The organism is Flavobacterium frigidarium DSM 17623 (assembly GCF_000425505.1).
Taxonomy (GTDB): domain Bacteria; phylum Bacteroidota; class Bacteroidia; order Flavobacteriales; family Flavobacteriaceae; genus Flavobacterium; species Flavobacterium frigidarium.
Genome location: NZ_AUDO01000010.1, coordinates 40,517 through 57,020 on the forward strand (window position 1 = coordinate 40,517; position 16,504 = coordinate 57,020).

The following is a 16,504-nucleotide window of genomic DNA, read 5'->3' on the forward strand; positions in this document are numbered from 1 at the left end:
ATTTATTTTTTAATTTGTGAGAAAACATAAAACAGTTCGGTTGCGATTTGCATGCTGCGTTCTTGGTATTTTTCAGTCTGCTGCTCTGTTCCATCATAAGCTTTAGGATCCTTAAATGTAATTGGAATTCTTTTTTCGGCACCAGCGATAAACGGGCATCCTTGATCTGCAGAAGAGCATGTTAGTATCGCAGCGAACTCTGCTTTTGGGTTAAATTGGTCCTCAAATTTTTTAGAAAATCCTATGATTGGATGTTCGTTATCAGTGTATTTTATACCGTAGACGGGATTGTCTCCTTGCGACAATTTAGATATCTTGAATCCAGAAGCTGATAGGGTTGTTGCAACAACCGGAAATAAAGCAGTGGCCTCAGTGCCTCCTGAATAACAAAAAACATTGCTAAAATTGAAGTAAGATGCTGCTACTTGTGCCCAAACTTGGGAGAAATGGCTCCTCCTTGAGTTATGTGTACAAATAAAGTTCAATCTAACCTCATCATTGTTGCTAACTTTGATTTGGATATAATCAATCAAAGGCTGTAGAATTGTGCGTCGTTCTTCAGTGATATTCTCTGGATGAAAACTTAAAATTTCTTGTTCTATTTTTGAGAAAATTTGGGTTTTTGATGGTAACATTTTCTAGTGATTTAGTTTAACAACATCCTCCGCCTGGTGTGCAAGTATTATTTTGCACTGGGATTTCAGATAATTTAGTTTTTGTCTTTTCTTGCGGAATCCCACATTGATCTTCGGCAAGACAGGCCGTAAGTTTGTTCAACAGTATAAAACTAGTACCATCAAATCCTAAATCATATTTCCCTATTGTTCCTGATTGATATTCAACTTCAATTTCGAAATCTCCAATCCCTAATACTTTCTCAGAAAGCGTGATGATGTCCAATAATCTTTGTGGCTTTAAACGATGTTCAAAATCGTTAGCATCCCACAATTGAAAATTAACGACAGTTTCTTTTCTAACTTTTCCACCACAGTCAATAAAGTTTTTGGTGACTAAACCTACTTCTGTAACGTGAAAGTGTTCTGGAACATGCGTTCCGTCTGGCAATTGAAAAGTTACGTTTTCAAGAGTAGCAAGTTGGTTTTTAATTTCTGATAGTTTCATGATTTTTATTTTTAAAAATTAGCAACATTGGTTTTTTTGATTCTCTAAATAAGTATTGATGCTTTCGAAAAAAACTTTGATTTTTCCGAAACCTTCTTCATTAAGACAATAGCATATTGCGTTTCCTTCAAAGTTTCCTTTAATTAACCCAGCATTTTTTAATTCTTTTAAGTGCTGTGAAACGGTAGGCTGTGCAAGCGGAAGTTCGTTTACAATGTCGCCACACACGCAACTGTTTACTTTTATTAAGTGTTGGATAATGGCTATACGAGCAGGGTGTCCAATTGCTTTTGCTAGAACGGAGAGTTCATTTTGCTGTTCTGTAAAATGTTCTGTCTTAGTAATTCCCATTGTGATATATTTATATTGCAATATTACGATAAACTAGTATATTGACAACAATTTACTAGTAAAAATTATAATTTGTTTTCGAAAATAGAAAACATTACATGTTTGCTTAGAATAAAATTTGAGCATAAAAAAGCTCCAACACTATTGTATTGGAGCTTTAGATATCGATTTCAAATCGGTTTACAATTCGAACAATGATTTAGGGACAGCATGAAATCCTAATGATTTCACTACGTCCTCTATTGCTTCAATTTTCACTATTTTATCCGTATGTATATTAAATTCTTTAGGGAAAATATTATCATCGATTGCCACATATGTAATTCCGTCTAGCTTCAAGAGAGCTTCTCTAATTGCTTGTAAATCGCCTGCTTCATTTGCATTTGTACCAAATACTTTTCCGTAATTTCCTGGAATTACATTATCTTTCATTAAGCTCATAACATCTATTTTTAATTAATTATTCTCGATTTTTTTGGTTTCATAAAATTACTACCGTAATAGCCTTCCAAGTTTATAATGTAGTTATTATATGTTACAATATCTAAATGTATAGTGAATTATATCAATGAAGTTCTCTAACTTTGATAGAGGCAGTAAAGAGATAAAATTATATTAAAATGCCATTTTACTCGAAAAATAAACTACAAAATTTTAGATCATGGAAAATAAAAATAACAACTCAGAACACGAAAGAAATATTACCAATAAAATCGAAGACGAAAAAATTCCAGATTCATTATTGTATCCGCCAAGCGAGGATATCTACAATAAGTTAGAGAAGGAAGCAGATATAAGTCCTGATGATATCACAAAAATGAAAGTTCCAGTAGACGAATCAATTACAGGTTTAAACGAAAAAAGTTTTGAAGACGACATGAGTGGAGCTGACCTAGATGTTCCAGGATCTGAACTGGATGATGCTCAAGAGCGCATAGGAAATGAAGATGAGGAAAATAATTATTATAGTATAGGTGGTGATAACCACAATGATCTCGAAGAAAGTAGAGACGAGATTTAAAAGCATAAAAAAACCGCCAATTACGGCGGTTTTTTTTATGAAATAAAATGATTAATCGTTGTACACATTTGTACCGTGCTCGTGAATATCAAGTCCGTCGATTTCTTCCTCCTTAGTAACTCTTAATCCCATTGTTTTCTTTAAGATAAACAACACAATGAAAGAGGCAGCTAAAGCCCAAGCAACGATTGCCGCTACACCGGTGATTTGTACAATTAATTTGTCTATGCCACCACCATAAAACAAACCACCATCTGTAGCGAAAAATCCAACTAATATTGTTCCTAATGCTCCACAAACTCCGTGTACAGATATCGCTCCAACTGGATCATCAATTTTTAATTTTTTATCAATGAATTCGATTGAAAATACAACCACGATTCCGCAGATAAAACCAATGAACAAAGCACCTACTGGACTCACAGCAGCACAACCAGCAGTAACGCCCACTAAACCTGCAAGCACTCCATTTAATGTCATTGAAATATCTGGTTTTTTATAAAAAATCCAAGTGATAAACATTGCTGCTAGTGCACCCATTGCTCCAGCTAAGTTTGTGGTGATAAAGATTTCAGCTACTTTGAAAGCATTGTCTCCAGAGATTGCTAGTTGTGATCCGGGATTAAATCCAAACCACCCTAACCATAAAATGAAAACTCCTAATGCACCTAAAACTAGATTGTGTCCAGGAATCGCATTTGATTCTCCGTCAGTATATTTTCCTATTCTAGGTCCTACAAGTGCAGCAGCAACAAGAGAAGCAAATCCTCCAACAGCATGTACAACAGTCGAACCTGCAAAATCAGTAAAGCCCATTTGAGCTAACCATCCTCCTGCATTCCAAACCCAGCTTCCTGAGATAGGGTATATTACTAAGGTCATCAGTAAAGAAAAAATCAAGTAAGTTGTAAATTTTGTTCTTTCAGCAATTGCTCCAGAAACAATAGTAGCAGCAGTAGCAGCAAATACAGTCTGGAAAAACAAACTGTGCATATCAGGCAAGCTGTCAAAAAAAGCATATTGACTCATGTTACCTATAAACCCTCCTATAGAATCTCCATACATTAGAGAATACCCCACAGCCCAAAAAGCAAGACTCCCAATACAGAAATCCATTAAATTCTTCATTATAATATTTCCAGTATTCTTTGATCTTGTAAAACCAACTTCCACCAAGGTGAAACCAGCTTGCATGAAGAAAACTAGTATTGCGCAAATTAATACCCACATTAAGTCCATTGCAGTATTCGTATCCATATTGTCTATTTTTATATATTAATGTAAAGTCGCATTAGTTAACTGCGTCGTTTCCTTTTTCTTTTGTTCTAATTCTATATGTTTCTTGGATTTCAGACACAAATACTTTTCCGTCTCCTACTAATCCCGTTGCAGCTGATTCTAAAATCGCAGCTACGGTACGATCTAGGAAATCATCAGAAACTACAATAGATAAATACCTTCTTTGAATATCGCTGGTGCTATAGGTTACACCTCTATAAACGTGTCCTTCTTTTTCGTTTCCCACTCCTGTAACATCCCAGTAACTGAAAAAATTAACTCCAATTTCATGTAATGCTTTTTTAACATCAGAAAATTTAGATTTCCTGATTACGGCTTCGATTTTTTTCATTGTTTTTTAATGGTTTTGGTTCTTATTTGGTTTTGGTTTTTAGTCGTTTTAAAAGATTTTTGCTAAGACAGCTTATTTTTTTAAGTTTTATTTAATAAGATATTTAGCGTAATAGATTTACGAATTTATTAACTTTTGGAAACCGTTGCTCAAAATAAGAGTCCTTTTTCCTCTATGACTGGAAGAATTATCAATTAGAAAAAATGAAATTCAAAAAATAGCAATAATTGATTTTATAAACGATAAAATGTAATATTCGCAAGCCGTTTTTAGGGGGGTTAAGAGATTAAAATGGTAATTAGTCGAATTTAACATGTGTAAAATGGGGGTATATTTTATTTTATGTTAGTATTAATGATCGTTTACTTGAAAGTTTATAGCATATTTGAGTATTACTATAACTGCAAAAAAAAAGTCCTCCACTCATGCTTGAGTGGAGGACTTATAAGTAAATGCACTATACTATTAAAAGTAGTACCCTATATTCATATTGAATCGTACTTCCCAGTTGGCAGCATTGGTTCCATTTGCTAAAGCAGGTTCCCAAACTGGTCCTAGCCAAGGTTGGTTTTTTCCTGCTGCTGCATCAAAATAGGTATACACATTTCCAGCAGTTACTAATACTCCCGTTACATTCATTATACTATCAGCAAAATCAGTGTTTAATTTTTCTAAATATCCATAATCGTTGTAGAACTGTAATGACGAAACTGGTCCCCAATTTACGGGAAGGGTATAAGACGCTCCTATAGTATATGTGTTTCCTGAGGCAGCCACTAGGTAAGGAGCTCCATAAGCAGTCATCGCTACAATCTCTTTATTTTCACCTTCAGGACCTCTTGTTGATTTTTTATACTTTGATACTTGAGCTTTAACACCAAAACGTTTGTACTTTAACTGGTATTGCAAAGCCAGTGCATAATGAGAACCCATTTTTTCGGTATCTAAATTATAGAGTCCACCATATTGTGCAGATCCTCCAATTTTATGGCTAATGCTATCACTACCAAAATTGTAATCCAGTTTACCATTTACTTGATTTACTTCTTTATTTCGCAAATCCAATATGCCATCTCCATCTAAGTCAATTGAAGCAACGTCATAAGAGTACCGACTGTTCGAAATATCGGAGTTATTTCCGAAATTCATTTCCTCAGCATTTTTGAAAAAAGCCAAAGCATAATTCCACTTTTTATCTGTGTGAGTGAATTTCACTCCCATGTCATGATCATCCTCTAGTCCAATATAATAATTGATACTAAAAAACCAGTTGTGTGAATTGTATGTGGTGTTACCAAAAGGGACTTGGGTTAAACCAACTTGGATTTCGTTTTTCTCATCAAAGTCATAAGCTAGCCAGCCTTGCTTTAACATTCCGCCACCAAAACCGTCAGAGTACAAACGGTATTCTGCATTTAATTTTATTCCCTTATATTTTGCTTTGGCGTTAAGCCTAAATACATCGTAACCAAAATCACCGCCACGTTTTTTTTGACCTTCTTTCCATGACGATAAATTATAATTAAATCGTAAAGCACCGCCTATTTCTACTTCGGGTTTGTCTTGGGCAATAATAGTTGATGATGACAGCAGCATAAAGCTTACTATCAAAGTAATTTTTGAAAACATCTAAGGTTTATTTTAATTTAAAAAAAGAGTTTATAATAAATGAAAAAGTGTACTTAAAAGCAATTCACTCTGCCATTCTGAGTGTAGAATAGCTGTGGATTAGGATTGGTTTTTACTTTAAAAGACAATGTGTTTTTTTTCATTTGCATGCAGCAAAGGTATAAAATAATATTACTTAGACTAATTTGCTCGGTGATCGCCTAAGTTGAGAGCTATTTAAAGGAGTTTTTAAGAAACTTTAGTCCAAAAAAAATGACCCAACTAGTGTTGAGTCATTTTGATTTCACTGCCGTATTTTACAGTGCAGTTACCTTAAAATTAATTATTCCATTTTTGGATCGGGACGCTTTACGCCTTCGGCAGTATGTACATTAGCAACTTCGGCTAGAATGGCACCTTCAGATCCTCCAAACTGCCAGTGGTACGATCCTTTTTCTTTTAATTGAGCAAAGTCACCTGGATTTGATTCAATAATGTTGTTTGAAGATACTTTACCGTTCCAGTGCTCCTTAGGAATAACTACTTGTGGAAATTGATCGCGGTTGTCTTCACCTATTCCAGCAATGTAACTTTTACCATATTTTACTAACCAGCCTTCCATTTTTGCAGGATTTCCATTGGCTGCTAAGTGTTTATGTTCTCCAAGCATTTGACCTGGTAGAACAAATAATTCCATTAACATGTATTGGTCCTTCTCATTGTTGACAAATGTTAATGAAGACAAACCTAGCTTTGCAAAATTACCCACATTGTAATCTGTAACGTTGATTTTCTCACGCATTCCAGGAAATACAGGGTAATTATGATAAGCAAGAAGCTCCATAATCGCATCCTTTGCTTTCTCCTTTAAAAATGTACCATTGCTATCATAGAATTGTTCATTTGTAAAAGTTAATTCTTTGGTCGTGTTTGTAGTCGCTATTGCTGGAGTTTGCGCGGTACTTGCCTTGCCTAATAGTAAAGTGCTCATTGTAAATAGTAAAAGTAATTTTCTCATAGTCTGTTTTTTTATGTTCGAATAGTAGTTCTGCTAAATTACTATATCTTTTTAGTTAAGTAAATTCCTATAAAGTATTTAGCATAACTTTATGACTTGTTTTATTTTCAGGACAATAGGGCTGTGAACTATTCGATTTTTTCGAAAAAGAGAATAAAACTGAGTTGTGTCCATCCATCATTAAACGAATGTTAGTGGCAGATTTATTTTTGAAAATAAAAATTCACTTAAAAATCATGAAGAATTAATTTTCTCCTATTTTTATCGAAATCAATTGATTTTTATATGATTACGAGATACTTTTTAAATTTCGAAATAGGGTTAATAAATTTGTAAGATCGTTCGTAGATAAAAAGTAGTAGTTTTTAAAACTAGATTACAAATCATTACGTAAGTGTTTGCAAGGCTTTTTGATTGTATATTTGAACCCGTATATTCTTATTAAATAATAAAAAATTTTATTTCTGTCAGGAATAGTAAAAACACACGTCTCTTTTAGTGTATGAATTTAGATAATAGACATGCTTCTTCAACGGCAATATTGCTCTTCGCACAAAGCGATGCAGTCGACAGTGCTTTAAAACCAATTGCTTCTACTAGAAAGCAAAATGATTTGTTGTGGCATAATCTAAATCAAAAAGTTCTTAAGACTATTAAAAAAACGAGCTTGCCATTTTTTGTTTCTAATGAGAAAACACAGCAAGGAATTCATTTTGGGGATAAATTAAGTCATGCGGTTCAATCGTTATTTGATAAAGGATTTGAGAAAGTAATTATTGTAGGTAATGATTCACCGGGTCTTACTACTAAACATTTCGAACAAGCATGTAACGGACTTACAAATAATGATTTGGTTTTAGGTCCGGATTACAATGGCGGAACTTATCTTATCGCTATATCGCGATCTCTTTTTAACAAAGAACAGTTTGCAAATATTGATTGGCAGTCTAAGCACACATTTGCAGATTTAAAAAACCTCGATGAAAATGGTGGTTTACTACTTCAACCATTGTCAGATTTTAATACCCTAAAAGATTTGCGCAACGTTGTAAAAGGATTTTCTTTTTATAGCCTCTTTATGGCAAATTTATTGTCGCTTTTAAGGTATCAACATCCATTAAATAGAGTTACTAGAAAACGCTATACATTTGAAATTGTTGGATTTAATTTTAATAAAGGTTCGCCTGTTTTGGCTTAATGTCCAAAATCATATTAAAATATTTATCCAAAACTTTCCTTTAAATGAAACAATTTTTACTGTTTTTATTACTGAGCGTGAGCACTATTGCCATTGCTCAAGAAGACTTGTCAGTGTCTGTCATAGACTTTAACACGCAAGCACCATTAGAAAATATTCAAGTATTACTTATAAATAGTTCGCGGAACAGCAGCTTACAGCAAACCTCAAACGCTCAAGGAAAGGTGACTTTTCGCGGAATTCCAGCATTAGATGGGTACCAAGTTGTATTTGAAGGAACAGCTACTTTTGCTGCTCAAAAATCAGAATTTGTTAGTGTGCGTTCTAATCAGGCACCTAATGTAACGTTACTTTTATCGTCTCGTGCTGGCGATGACTCTAACCAATTAAACGAAGTTGTTATTACCAAGGGTGCTACAGCTCAAATTAACCGTCGCGATGCTGAGGTTTCTTTCGAAATGAAAGCTGCCGAGATTCAGGAAATACCGGTTGAAGGTCGTGATATCACCCGTGTCTTGTATCGTTTGCCTAACGTTTCCCAAGCAACAGGATTTTATGCTGAGGCACCAAATGTGAGTATCAATGGAGCAAGCTCAGGATATACATCTTATTTAATTGACGGTTTAGATAATAACGAACGCTTTCTAGGAGGGCAAAAATTTGCAATTCCGTCTGGGTTTGTAAAAGATATTACCGTTTTAACAAACAACTTTTCTGCAGAATACGGATTGACAGGAAGTGGAATTATCAATATTACACCGCGTTCAGGATCGAATGAAACAACTGGAGAAGTATTTTTTATCTCAAGACCTGGTCCTTCGATTGATGGAAAATCAAGTTTTGCACAAAGAGATTTATCAGGAAATCAGGTTAAAAATGGTTTTGCTCGTTACCAAGCGGGTGGAGGAATTGGTGGCGCTTTAGTAAAAGATAAGACTTTTTACTATGTGAATTTTGAGCACACTACAGACATCAAAGACAATTTATTAAACGTACCAGCATTAGGTGTTTCTGAATCGGTGCGTGGTACAAATACTTTCAATTATTTTTCGACAAAAATCGATCAAATTTGGAATTCTAACTTCAACTCGTCTTTACGTGCAAACGTGGGAGTTATCGATGTTGAGAGACAAGGTGGTGGTTTAGATGGCGGATCAACTTTTGCTTCAGCTGGAAATTCGCAACAGCGCAACAGTATTTTGTTGGCTTTAAAGAACAGTTATAAATTTGGCAACTTCTCAGGAGAGACAAACGTGCAGTACAGCAGATTTAGATGGAACTATGCAAAACCATTTAATCCAGGTGCTTCGCAGGTTACTATTTTAGGCGTTAACGACGAAACTTTAGGAGTAATTGGGAATCCAGGATATGTATTTGATGCTATCGAAAATACGATCCAAATTCAGCAAAAAGTTAAATACTATGCAGAAAATCATACGATAAAAGCGGGAGTAAATTTCATTAGAGGAGATCATCAATTGTTTGGTGGTGGAAATCCAGTAGGAAACTACCGTGTGAAATTGAACCAGAACCAGATCGATGGAATACGAACTAGTGGAGTAGGAGGAGCATTGAATGTAAATGATATTCCGCTTGACGCGGCAGTTTTAGATTATGTTGTTGAGTTACGTCCAGCCTCTTTTGGAACAAATCAAGATATTTACTCTGCTTATGTAGAGGATTTATGGGCAGTTTCTGCTCGTTTAAATGTAACGCTAGGCTTGCGTTATGACTATGATAATTTGTCAAAAGGTGGAAGCGATAAAGGTGATTTCAATAATCTAGCACCTCGTTTTAATTTTAACTATAAATTAAATAACTCAAGTAGTTTAAGAGGAGGTTACGGAATCTCGTATGACAAAGTGAACTATGCTTTGTATAGTGATGCTTTGCAACAAAACACTACTTCAGCGAGTTATAAATTGCAATTAGAGGAGTTAAAACGATTGGGAATATTACCAGCAGATACTAATATAGATAGAATTACTTACAATGGTAATTTGGCTGCAACGGTATCAAATGTTGGTTATTTACAAGGACCTTCAGCAAGTGATTTGCAAGGGCAAAGAGAAAATATTTTTTCGAATGAAAGACGTATTTTAAACCCAAATGGATATAAGAATTCGTACTCTCATGAATTTGCTTTAGGATACCAATTGCAATTGACTGATGAGCGCATGTTTTTTGTGGATTTAGTTCACAATCGTGGAGAAAATTTATCACGTTTACGCAACTTAAACGCAGTGGCAGAATATCCTATTGATCCAGATAATGTGGTTATTAGAACTCGTAATGAAGCAGATGCAACAAGACCTATTCCTATATCTACTAATGTTAATGGTGTGAGTAGTGCTGTGATTAATGGTCAAACCGTAACGGGTATCGCTAGGAGCGTGATTGTTAGTGAAAACGAAGGGAAGTCAAGATATTATGCCATGAGTTTTAATTATCAAAAAACGAGAGGTACTGATGATTATTCTTACCGATTGAATTATACTTTGTCTTCAAGTAAAAATGATACCGAGGGAATTAACTTTAGAGCATCTGATGGGAATAATTTTGCTAACGAATGGGGACCATCTGTAAATGATAGAACGCATAATATTAATGGAATTTATAGTTATTATCCTTTTAAAGGAACTACTGTTACCCTTGCAGGATTGCTACAAAGCGGACAACCTATTAATAGAATTCCACTAGGTTTTGGTACCACTGATTTAAATGGTGATGGCGCTAGTTTTTCTGATGCATATCAAGGTAATAGTGACCGTTTTCCAGGAGAAAGTAGAAACAACGATCGTTTGCCATGGAGTACTACATTTGATTTAGGAGTGCAACACCAAATCACAATTTCAGGTAACAATAAAATCGAATTGCGTGCTGATATCTTCAACTTATTCAATGCAGAAAACTTGAGCGGATACAGTAATAACGCAACACAAAGTAACCAAATTCAAGGCGGTTCAAGCGCTAGCGGATTGTTCACACAAAGAAATGCGTCTCCACCAAGACAGTTTCAGTTTGGTGTTCGTTACTTGTTTTAAAAATAATGATACTTGCAAGGCAGTAATGTCTTGCAAGTTTTATCACTCGATAACAGCTTATGTTTAAACAACAGAAATAGTGTTAGATTTATTTTCGAAAATTATAAGAGTTCGATCTACAGTAAAACCAAGATGTTTGTTTACTAAGTAAAGCGAACACGTTAAAATAAAATTAGAGTTATGTTTATATTAAATGCAAATGAGCCAGAGAAATTGGCAGTTTATTTAAAGCAACAACAGTGGTTGCAGGATGATGAAACAATCGTTTCCTTAAATAAACCGGGAGAAGGCAATATGAATTGTGTTTTGCGTGTTGAAACAGAAACACGATCATTTATAGTAAAGCAGTCTCGTGATTATGTAGAAAAATATCCGCAAGTAGCGGCGCCGGCAGAACGCGCTATTACCGAAGGGGCTTTTTATAATAAAATTGCTGCGTCTAAAAATGTTCAAGATGCTATGCCTATTTTAATGGGCACAGATGTTGTAAATAATTTAATAGCATTAGAGGATTTAGGTAAAACTAATGACTATGCTGTTTTATATGGTTTGAACCAAAAAATTAAAGAAGAAGAGCTGCAAGAAATAGTGATCTATTTAAATGGATTGCATACTGATTTTCAAAAAACGGTCGTTGATGACGAACTCGCTAATACTGCCATGCGTACTTTAAATTACGAACATGTATTTGAATATCCTTTTAAAGAAGAGAATGGATTTGATCTAGATGTCGTTCAAGAGGGATTGCAAGCACTAGCCATGCCTTACAAACAAAATAGAGAATTAAAAGATAAAGTAGAGCGTTTGGGATCTTTGTATTTATCGAAAGGAAAGTATTTACTACACGGTGATTTTTATCCAGGAAGCTGGTTGAAAACTAATTCAGGAATTAAAATTATCGATCCAGAATTCTGTTTTTATGGAATGCGCGAATTCGATTTAGGGGTATTTATTGCACATTTATATTTAACACAGCAAGACCCAAATACAGTTGCTTACATTAAAGAACATTACACCGCTTTCAACGATTTGAACTTTACAATTTTGAATGGGTTTATTGGAACTGAAATTATGAGACGCTTGATTGGTCTGGCACAATTGCCATTAAAAATGGACTTAGAAACAAAAGGAGCGTTGCTTATTTTTGCACAGAATTTAATAATAGAATAGAAACAACAAGAACAATACATATGAAAATTAAAATAATAGCACTAGCACTTTTACTTTCGGCGGCAGTACAAGCACAGAAGAAAGTTTGGTTTGATACCGATATTATGATTGGGATGCCTGATAAAACCGCACGTGAAGTAGATGATGGTTTTACTTTGATTATGGCATTAAAGCAACCACAGATTGAAATCGTAGGAATTAGTTCAATTACGTATGTTGATTATAGTTTTCCTATTATCAATAAAATTTTAGGTTGGCACAACAAAGGCGCTGCAATTCCAGTATATAAAGGATCACCAAATGCTGACGATTTAGGGGTAGAAAATGATGGTACAAGAGCACTATATAAAGCGTTGAAAAAAGAGAAATTGACGATTTTAGCATTGGGACCAATGACGAATATCGCTACTTTGATTCAGAATCATCCTGATATTATTCCTCAAATTGAAAAAATCTCTATTTGTGCGGCAAGAACAGAAGGGTTGCCTTTTAACCCAGGGAACGGAAAATTAAATGTATTCGATTACAATTATGAATTGGATTATAAATCTATGGATGTCGTTTTGAACTCTTCAATTCCTTTAGTTTTTGCTGGATATGAGCCTAGTTCGTATACGCACATTGGAAATATTGACTTGGCTAGTTTAGACCAATCATTAGAAGCAGACAAATGGCTATTTGATGTCGTGCAACCATGGATGGATAAAAACCAAAAGTATTTTGGCGTGAGAGGATTCATTCCTTTTGATTGTTCTACACTTGGCGTAATTACGCATCCAGAATACTTCACTTATTACAAAGACATTCCTATCAAAGTTAATTATCGAAAGAATGACGCTCTAGAAGTACAACCGAATACGCCTTATAAAAATTTCTTAGAAGTCTCTTACAAATATAAAGCCAAAAGGAAAGTAGATTATGCTATTCGTGCACTACAAGGTTTTGAAGAAAAGATTTTAGAAACGATGAGTGTCAAAAACTAACAAAACTTTAGGACTTGTTATAAAACCGCTACATGAAATCGTTCGTATATTACTAAACAATACATAAAGAAAAAAACTGCTGATAAAACAGTATTCTTTTAGTTTAGTAAATTGATTAATAGAACTTTATAATTAAAAATAGAATAGGATATGAAAATGAAGATAGCAAGTTTAGCTTTGGTTATGTTTACAATATTAAGTTGTAAAGCACAAACTGAAAAATTATCGTTAACACCCAAAGCAGGAAAAGCCGTTGCTGTATTTGCTGAGGGATGTTTCTGGTGCAGTGAGCATGTTTTTGAAGCGGTTGTAGGAGTAGATGAAGCAGTTTCAGGATATTCTGGGGGAACTATGAAAAATCCTTCTTATGAACAAGTTGGTTCTAATAAAACAGGTCATGCTGAGGCAGTAGCTGTATTTTATGATCCAAAAAAAGTTTCTTACAGCCAGTTGGTAGATGTGTTTTTCGCATCCCAAGATCCTACAACACCTAATCAACAGGGACCAGATCGTGGATCATCTTACCGTTCTATTGCTTTTTACGCAAATGCAGTTGAGAAGAAAATCATCGAAGATAAAATCAAAGAGTTAACAGCTAAGAAAGCATTTGCAAATCCTATTGTAACTGAAGTGAAACCAGTGACTGCATTTTATAAAGCTGAGGATTACCACCAAGATTATGTAAAGCATAATCCCAATCAGCCTTATGTAAAAGGAGTTTCTGTACCAAGATACAATAAATTTAAAAAGACTTATAAAGGAGCTTTAAAACCTAATTCTTAAACAATTATGAAAAGATATACAAAGATTGCCGCTTTAGCATTGATTGCATTTGGTTTTATGGCCTGCATGCAAGCAAATAAAAGTGAGGGAAAGGAAGTTGGAGATGTAGCTGCAAATGATACAAATATTACTATGCAGCAGATTGGTCTTTCGTTAAATGATACCTCATTAACAAAGGTGGAAAAAACGGAAGCAGAGTGGAAAAAACAACTTACTGATAATCAATATTACATTTTACGTAAGAAAGGAACGGAGCGTCCTTTTCAAAATGAATTCAATGAGAATCATAAAAAGGGACACTATTTTTGTGCTGCTTGTAAACTGCCATTATTTTCATCTGAAACTAAATTCAACTCAGGGACAGGATGGCCAAGTTTTTATGATGTGATTGATAAAAACCGTGTTAAAGAAGTAGTAGATAAAAGCCTAGGAATGGTGCGTGGAGAAATTGTTTGTGCACGATGTGAAGGGCACTTAGGTCATTTATTTGATGACGGACCTAAACCTACGGGATTGAGATATTGCATGAACTCAGGAGCAATGTTGTTTCAAGAGTCCAAGTAATTAGATTTGGTTAATTGTTTTGTTCGAAAAAAGGGCGTTTGTTTCATTGAAACAAACGCCCTTTTGGGTTTTATATGTGAGTTGTTCTTACTTATAAGCAGCAACTAATTTCTCAGCCATTTTTAAAATGTCGTCTGCTATAAAATCGGGATCTTTAGACAGACTATAAAGTGATTGACCTTCACGGGCTACAAAACCAGTCGCTAGTCCTGCGTGTGACGCGCCAGCGATATCCCATCCGTGAGCTGCTACAAGTAGCATTTCTTCGGGTGTAACATCTAGTTTTTCAGCTGCCCAGCGATAGGTTTCTGGAGCTGGCTTGTATTTTCCTAGAGCGTCAATACTCAAAGCTTGCTCAAAAAAATGCGTTAATTTAGAATTTTCTAATTGTGCTTGCAAAGCACCATCAGGAGAGTTGGTCAATGTGATTAATCTAAAACCGCTTTCTTTCAATAAGGTTAGTCCTTTCTCTACATCAGGATATGTTTGCAGCGTCTTGATTAGTGATAACGTATTTTTAATTTGGTCATCACTAACTTCTATTTTCATTGAAACGGCTGCCATCTTTAAGGTTGCCAAAGCAATTGTAGTAAAGTCATTATACTCTTCTATATTGTTAGATACCGTAGAATAGTGTAGTAACATTCCAAACCATATCTTAAATCCTTGCTCTTCCCCTAATAAATCATTCACTGATTTTTTTAAAGGTGTCATATCGAGTAAAGTTTCGTTTACATCAAATACTATTACGGGTTTATTTTTTATTGTGCTCATGCTTATTTAATTAATTATTTATACCATTTTTTTATAATTGCTAAAGCAGGTTTTTCCTGCGGAGTATAATCTACTTTATTTGTTGGTTTTCTATGGTAATCATCGGCGTACCATTTCCAAGCAAAACCGCCTAGAAACCAACTCTCTTTTGTCATCGTTTGATACAATGCTTCATAAGCGATTGCTTGTGCTTCATTGTTTAGTTCGTTTTTATGTTCGGTCCAAGGAGCTTCTACAGCATAGTCAGAATTGCGGTATCCATACTCAGTGAACATAATTTTCTTATCCTCTTTTTTTTGAATTACACGCATTTTTTCTAAGTGTTTTGACCAACCATTTTTCACCGATTTTAAGGATGGATTTTGCTCATTTGACAACGGAAAATAAGCATCAACGCCTATGTAATCTAATTCACTCCAAAAAGGAACCTTATCATAATCATCCCAGTTAGCGGCATAGGTCAATTTCCCTTTGTATACCTTTTTAATCTTAGCAATTAGTTGATTCCAATAGGTAGGTCTTTTTGCGACCGAATTCCCTAATTCAGTAGCAAAACAAAAAACTTCTATTTTTTGTTGTTCTGCAAGTTCAGCAAAATTCAGAATGTACTCTTCATAATCAGTTTCCCAGCGTTGCCATTTTTCTTCGGTATCAAAATTTAAATTACCAGTGTAAAAATTGTGATTGACCCATAAATGTGGTTTTAACATCACTGTCATATTGTGACTGTGCGCCATTTTTGCACTAGTGATTATTCCTTCTGTACGTTCGCCCCACCATTGCCTTTTGTTATTATAGTTTACAGTTGCTTCATCCATATTTACATAAGCGTAAGGGATAATTGAAACTGCATTTACATAATTGCTTTCTAAATCTTCTAGTGTGCTTTTATTTAACGTATTGATAGGAGCAACGAGGTTCATCCCTTTAAATTCCATAGGTTTTGCTACGTCACTAGTACTGGTAGTTTCTGTTAACGCAAAAACTGGTTTTACTTTGGCAGGAGCCTCACTTTTACTTTGATTATTGAAAAAGTGATAGCCTATGCTTAACGTGAGTACTATAGAAGAAAATAAAAGTATATTTTTTTTCATAAAAGGAAATGTTCTTATTTTGCTTGACTACAAATATTATAAATGGTCAATTTTTTATTTTATTCGAAATAGTTCATGTTGCCACTAATACGAATGCGGTTTAACTAGTACAATCAAATGTCTCGTTTTCGAAATTTAAGATTT

The 16,504-nt window shown here is 34.6% G+C and carries 17 protein-coding genes; 7 read left to right on the forward strand and 10 right to left on the reverse strand.

Annotation, left to right across the window (positions count from 1 at the left end; translation table 11 throughout):
• Window positions 1–2 precede the first annotated feature (2 nt).
• From H603_RS0107500 to H603_RS0107515, 4 genes are all read right to left on the reverse strand, one after another.
• Window positions 3–635: an arsenate-mycothiol transferase ArsC gene (locus tag H603_RS0107500; RefSeq protein WP_026708002.1), complete on the reverse strand. Its 633-nt coding sequence runs from the start codon at window positions 633–635 to the stop codon at window positions 3–5.
• Between the two features lie 16 nt (window positions 636–651).
• Window positions 652–1,122, reverse strand: coding sequence for a DUF6428 family protein (locus H603_RS0107505; RefSeq protein WP_026708003.1), 471 nt, complete (start codon window positions 1,120–1,122; stop codon window positions 652–654).
• Between the two features lie 18 nt (window positions 1,123–1,140).
• On the reverse strand, window positions 1,141–1,473 hold the full coding sequence (locus tag H603_RS0107510) for an ArsR/SmtB family transcription factor (protein ID WP_026708004.1): 333 nt from the start codon (window positions 1,471–1,473) through the stop codon (window positions 1,141–1,143).
• A 180-nt stretch (window positions 1,474–1,653) separates the two neighbouring features.
• Window positions 1,654–1,914 (reverse strand): heavy-metal-associated domain-containing protein, encoded by a 261-nt coding sequence (locus tag H603_RS0107515; protein ID WP_026708005.1) that lies wholly within the window; start codon window positions 1,912–1,914, stop codon window positions 1,654–1,656.
• A gap of 220 nt (window positions 1,915–2,134) precedes the next feature.
• Here H603_RS0107515 and H603_RS0107520 point away from each other — a divergent pair, with 220 nt between their 5' ends.
• Window positions 2,135–2,494, forward strand: a complete 360-nt coding sequence (locus H603_RS0107520; protein WP_026708006.1) for a hypothetical protein — start codon at window positions 2,135–2,137, stop codon at window positions 2,492–2,494.
• A gap of 51 nt (window positions 2,495–2,545) precedes the next feature.
• On the opposite strand, the gene H603_RS0107525 is transcribed toward H603_RS0107520, so the two are convergent.
• From H603_RS0107525 to H603_RS0107540, 4 genes are all read right to left on the reverse strand, one after another.
• Entirely contained in the window at window positions 2,546–3,751 is a 1,206-nt protein-coding gene (locus tag H603_RS0107525) for an ammonium transporter (RefSeq protein ID WP_035675652.1), read from the reverse strand.
• A 34-nt stretch (window positions 3,752–3,785) separates the two neighbouring features.
• Window positions 3,786–4,124: a P-II family nitrogen regulator gene (locus tag H603_RS0107530; RefSeq protein WP_026708008.1), complete on the reverse strand. Its 339-nt coding sequence runs from the start codon at window positions 4,122–4,124 to the stop codon at window positions 3,786–3,788.
• A gap of 465 nt (window positions 4,125–4,589) precedes the next feature.
• Window positions 4,590–5,753: a hypothetical protein gene (locus H603_RS0107535; protein ID WP_026708009.1), complete on the reverse strand. Its 1,164-nt coding sequence runs from the start codon at window positions 5,751–5,753 to the stop codon at window positions 4,590–4,592.
• A 322-nt stretch (window positions 5,754–6,075) separates the two neighbouring features.
• Window positions 6,076–6,750, reverse strand: coding sequence for a cupin domain-containing protein (locus H603_RS0107540; protein WP_026708010.1), 675 nt, complete (start codon window positions 6,748–6,750; stop codon window positions 6,076–6,078).
• Window positions 6,751–7,252: 502 nt separating this feature from the next.
• On the opposite strand from H603_RS0107540, the gene H603_RS0107545 reads away from it, so the two are divergent.
• The 6 genes from H603_RS0107545 to msrB all read left to right on the forward strand — a co-directional run bounded on the left by H603_RS0107545 (window position 7,253) and on the right by msrB (window position 14,492).
• Window positions 7,253–7,948: a TIGR04282 family arsenosugar biosynthesis glycosyltransferase gene (locus H603_RS0107545; protein ID WP_026708011.1), complete on the forward strand. Its 696-nt coding sequence runs from the start codon at window positions 7,253–7,255 to the stop codon at window positions 7,946–7,948.
• Between the two features lie 44 nt (window positions 7,949–7,992).
• On the forward strand, window positions 7,993–10,992 hold the full coding sequence (locus H603_RS0107550; RefSeq protein ID WP_026708012.1) for a TonB-dependent receptor: 3,000 nt from the start codon (window positions 7,993–7,995) through the stop codon (window positions 10,990–10,992).
• 180 nt (window positions 10,993–11,172) lie between these two features.
• Window positions 11,173–12,162 (forward strand): phosphotransferase, encoded by a 990-nt coding sequence (locus H603_RS0107555; RefSeq protein ID WP_026708013.1) that lies wholly within the window; start codon window positions 11,173–11,175, stop codon window positions 12,160–12,162.
• A 20-nt stretch (window positions 12,163–12,182) separates the two neighbouring features.
• On the forward strand, window positions 12,183–13,145 hold the full coding sequence (locus H603_RS0107560) for a nucleoside hydrolase (protein ID WP_026708014.1): 963 nt from the start codon (window positions 12,183–12,185) through the stop codon (window positions 13,143–13,145).
• A 150-nt stretch (window positions 13,146–13,295) separates the two neighbouring features.
• On the forward strand, window positions 13,296–13,928 hold the full coding sequence (gene msrA, locus H603_RS0107565) for a peptide-methionine (S)-S-oxide reductase MsrA (RefSeq protein ID WP_026708015.1): 633 nt from the start codon (window positions 13,296–13,298) through the stop codon (window positions 13,926–13,928).
• Window positions 13,929–13,934: 6 nt separating this feature from the next.
• Window positions 13,935–14,492 carry a peptide-methionine (R)-S-oxide reductase MsrB gene (gene msrB / locus H603_RS0107570; protein ID WP_026708016.1) on the forward strand — a complete coding sequence of 186 codons (558 nt, stop codon included), beginning with the start codon at window positions 13,935–13,937 and terminating at the stop codon, window positions 14,490–14,492.
• Between the two features lie 87 nt (window positions 14,493–14,579).
• Here msrB and H603_RS0107575 read toward each other — a convergent pair whose 3' ends face one another.
• Window positions 14,580–15,266, reverse strand: coding sequence for a haloacid dehalogenase type II (locus H603_RS0107575; protein ID WP_026708017.1), 687 nt, complete (start codon window positions 15,264–15,266; stop codon window positions 14,580–14,582).
• A 14-nt stretch (window positions 15,267–15,280) separates the two neighbouring features.
• Entirely contained in the window at window positions 15,281–16,360 is a 1,080-nt protein-coding gene (locus H603_RS0107580) for a glycoside hydrolase family 113 (protein WP_026708018.1), read from the reverse strand.
• Window positions 16,361–16,504: the final 144 nt, after the last annotated feature.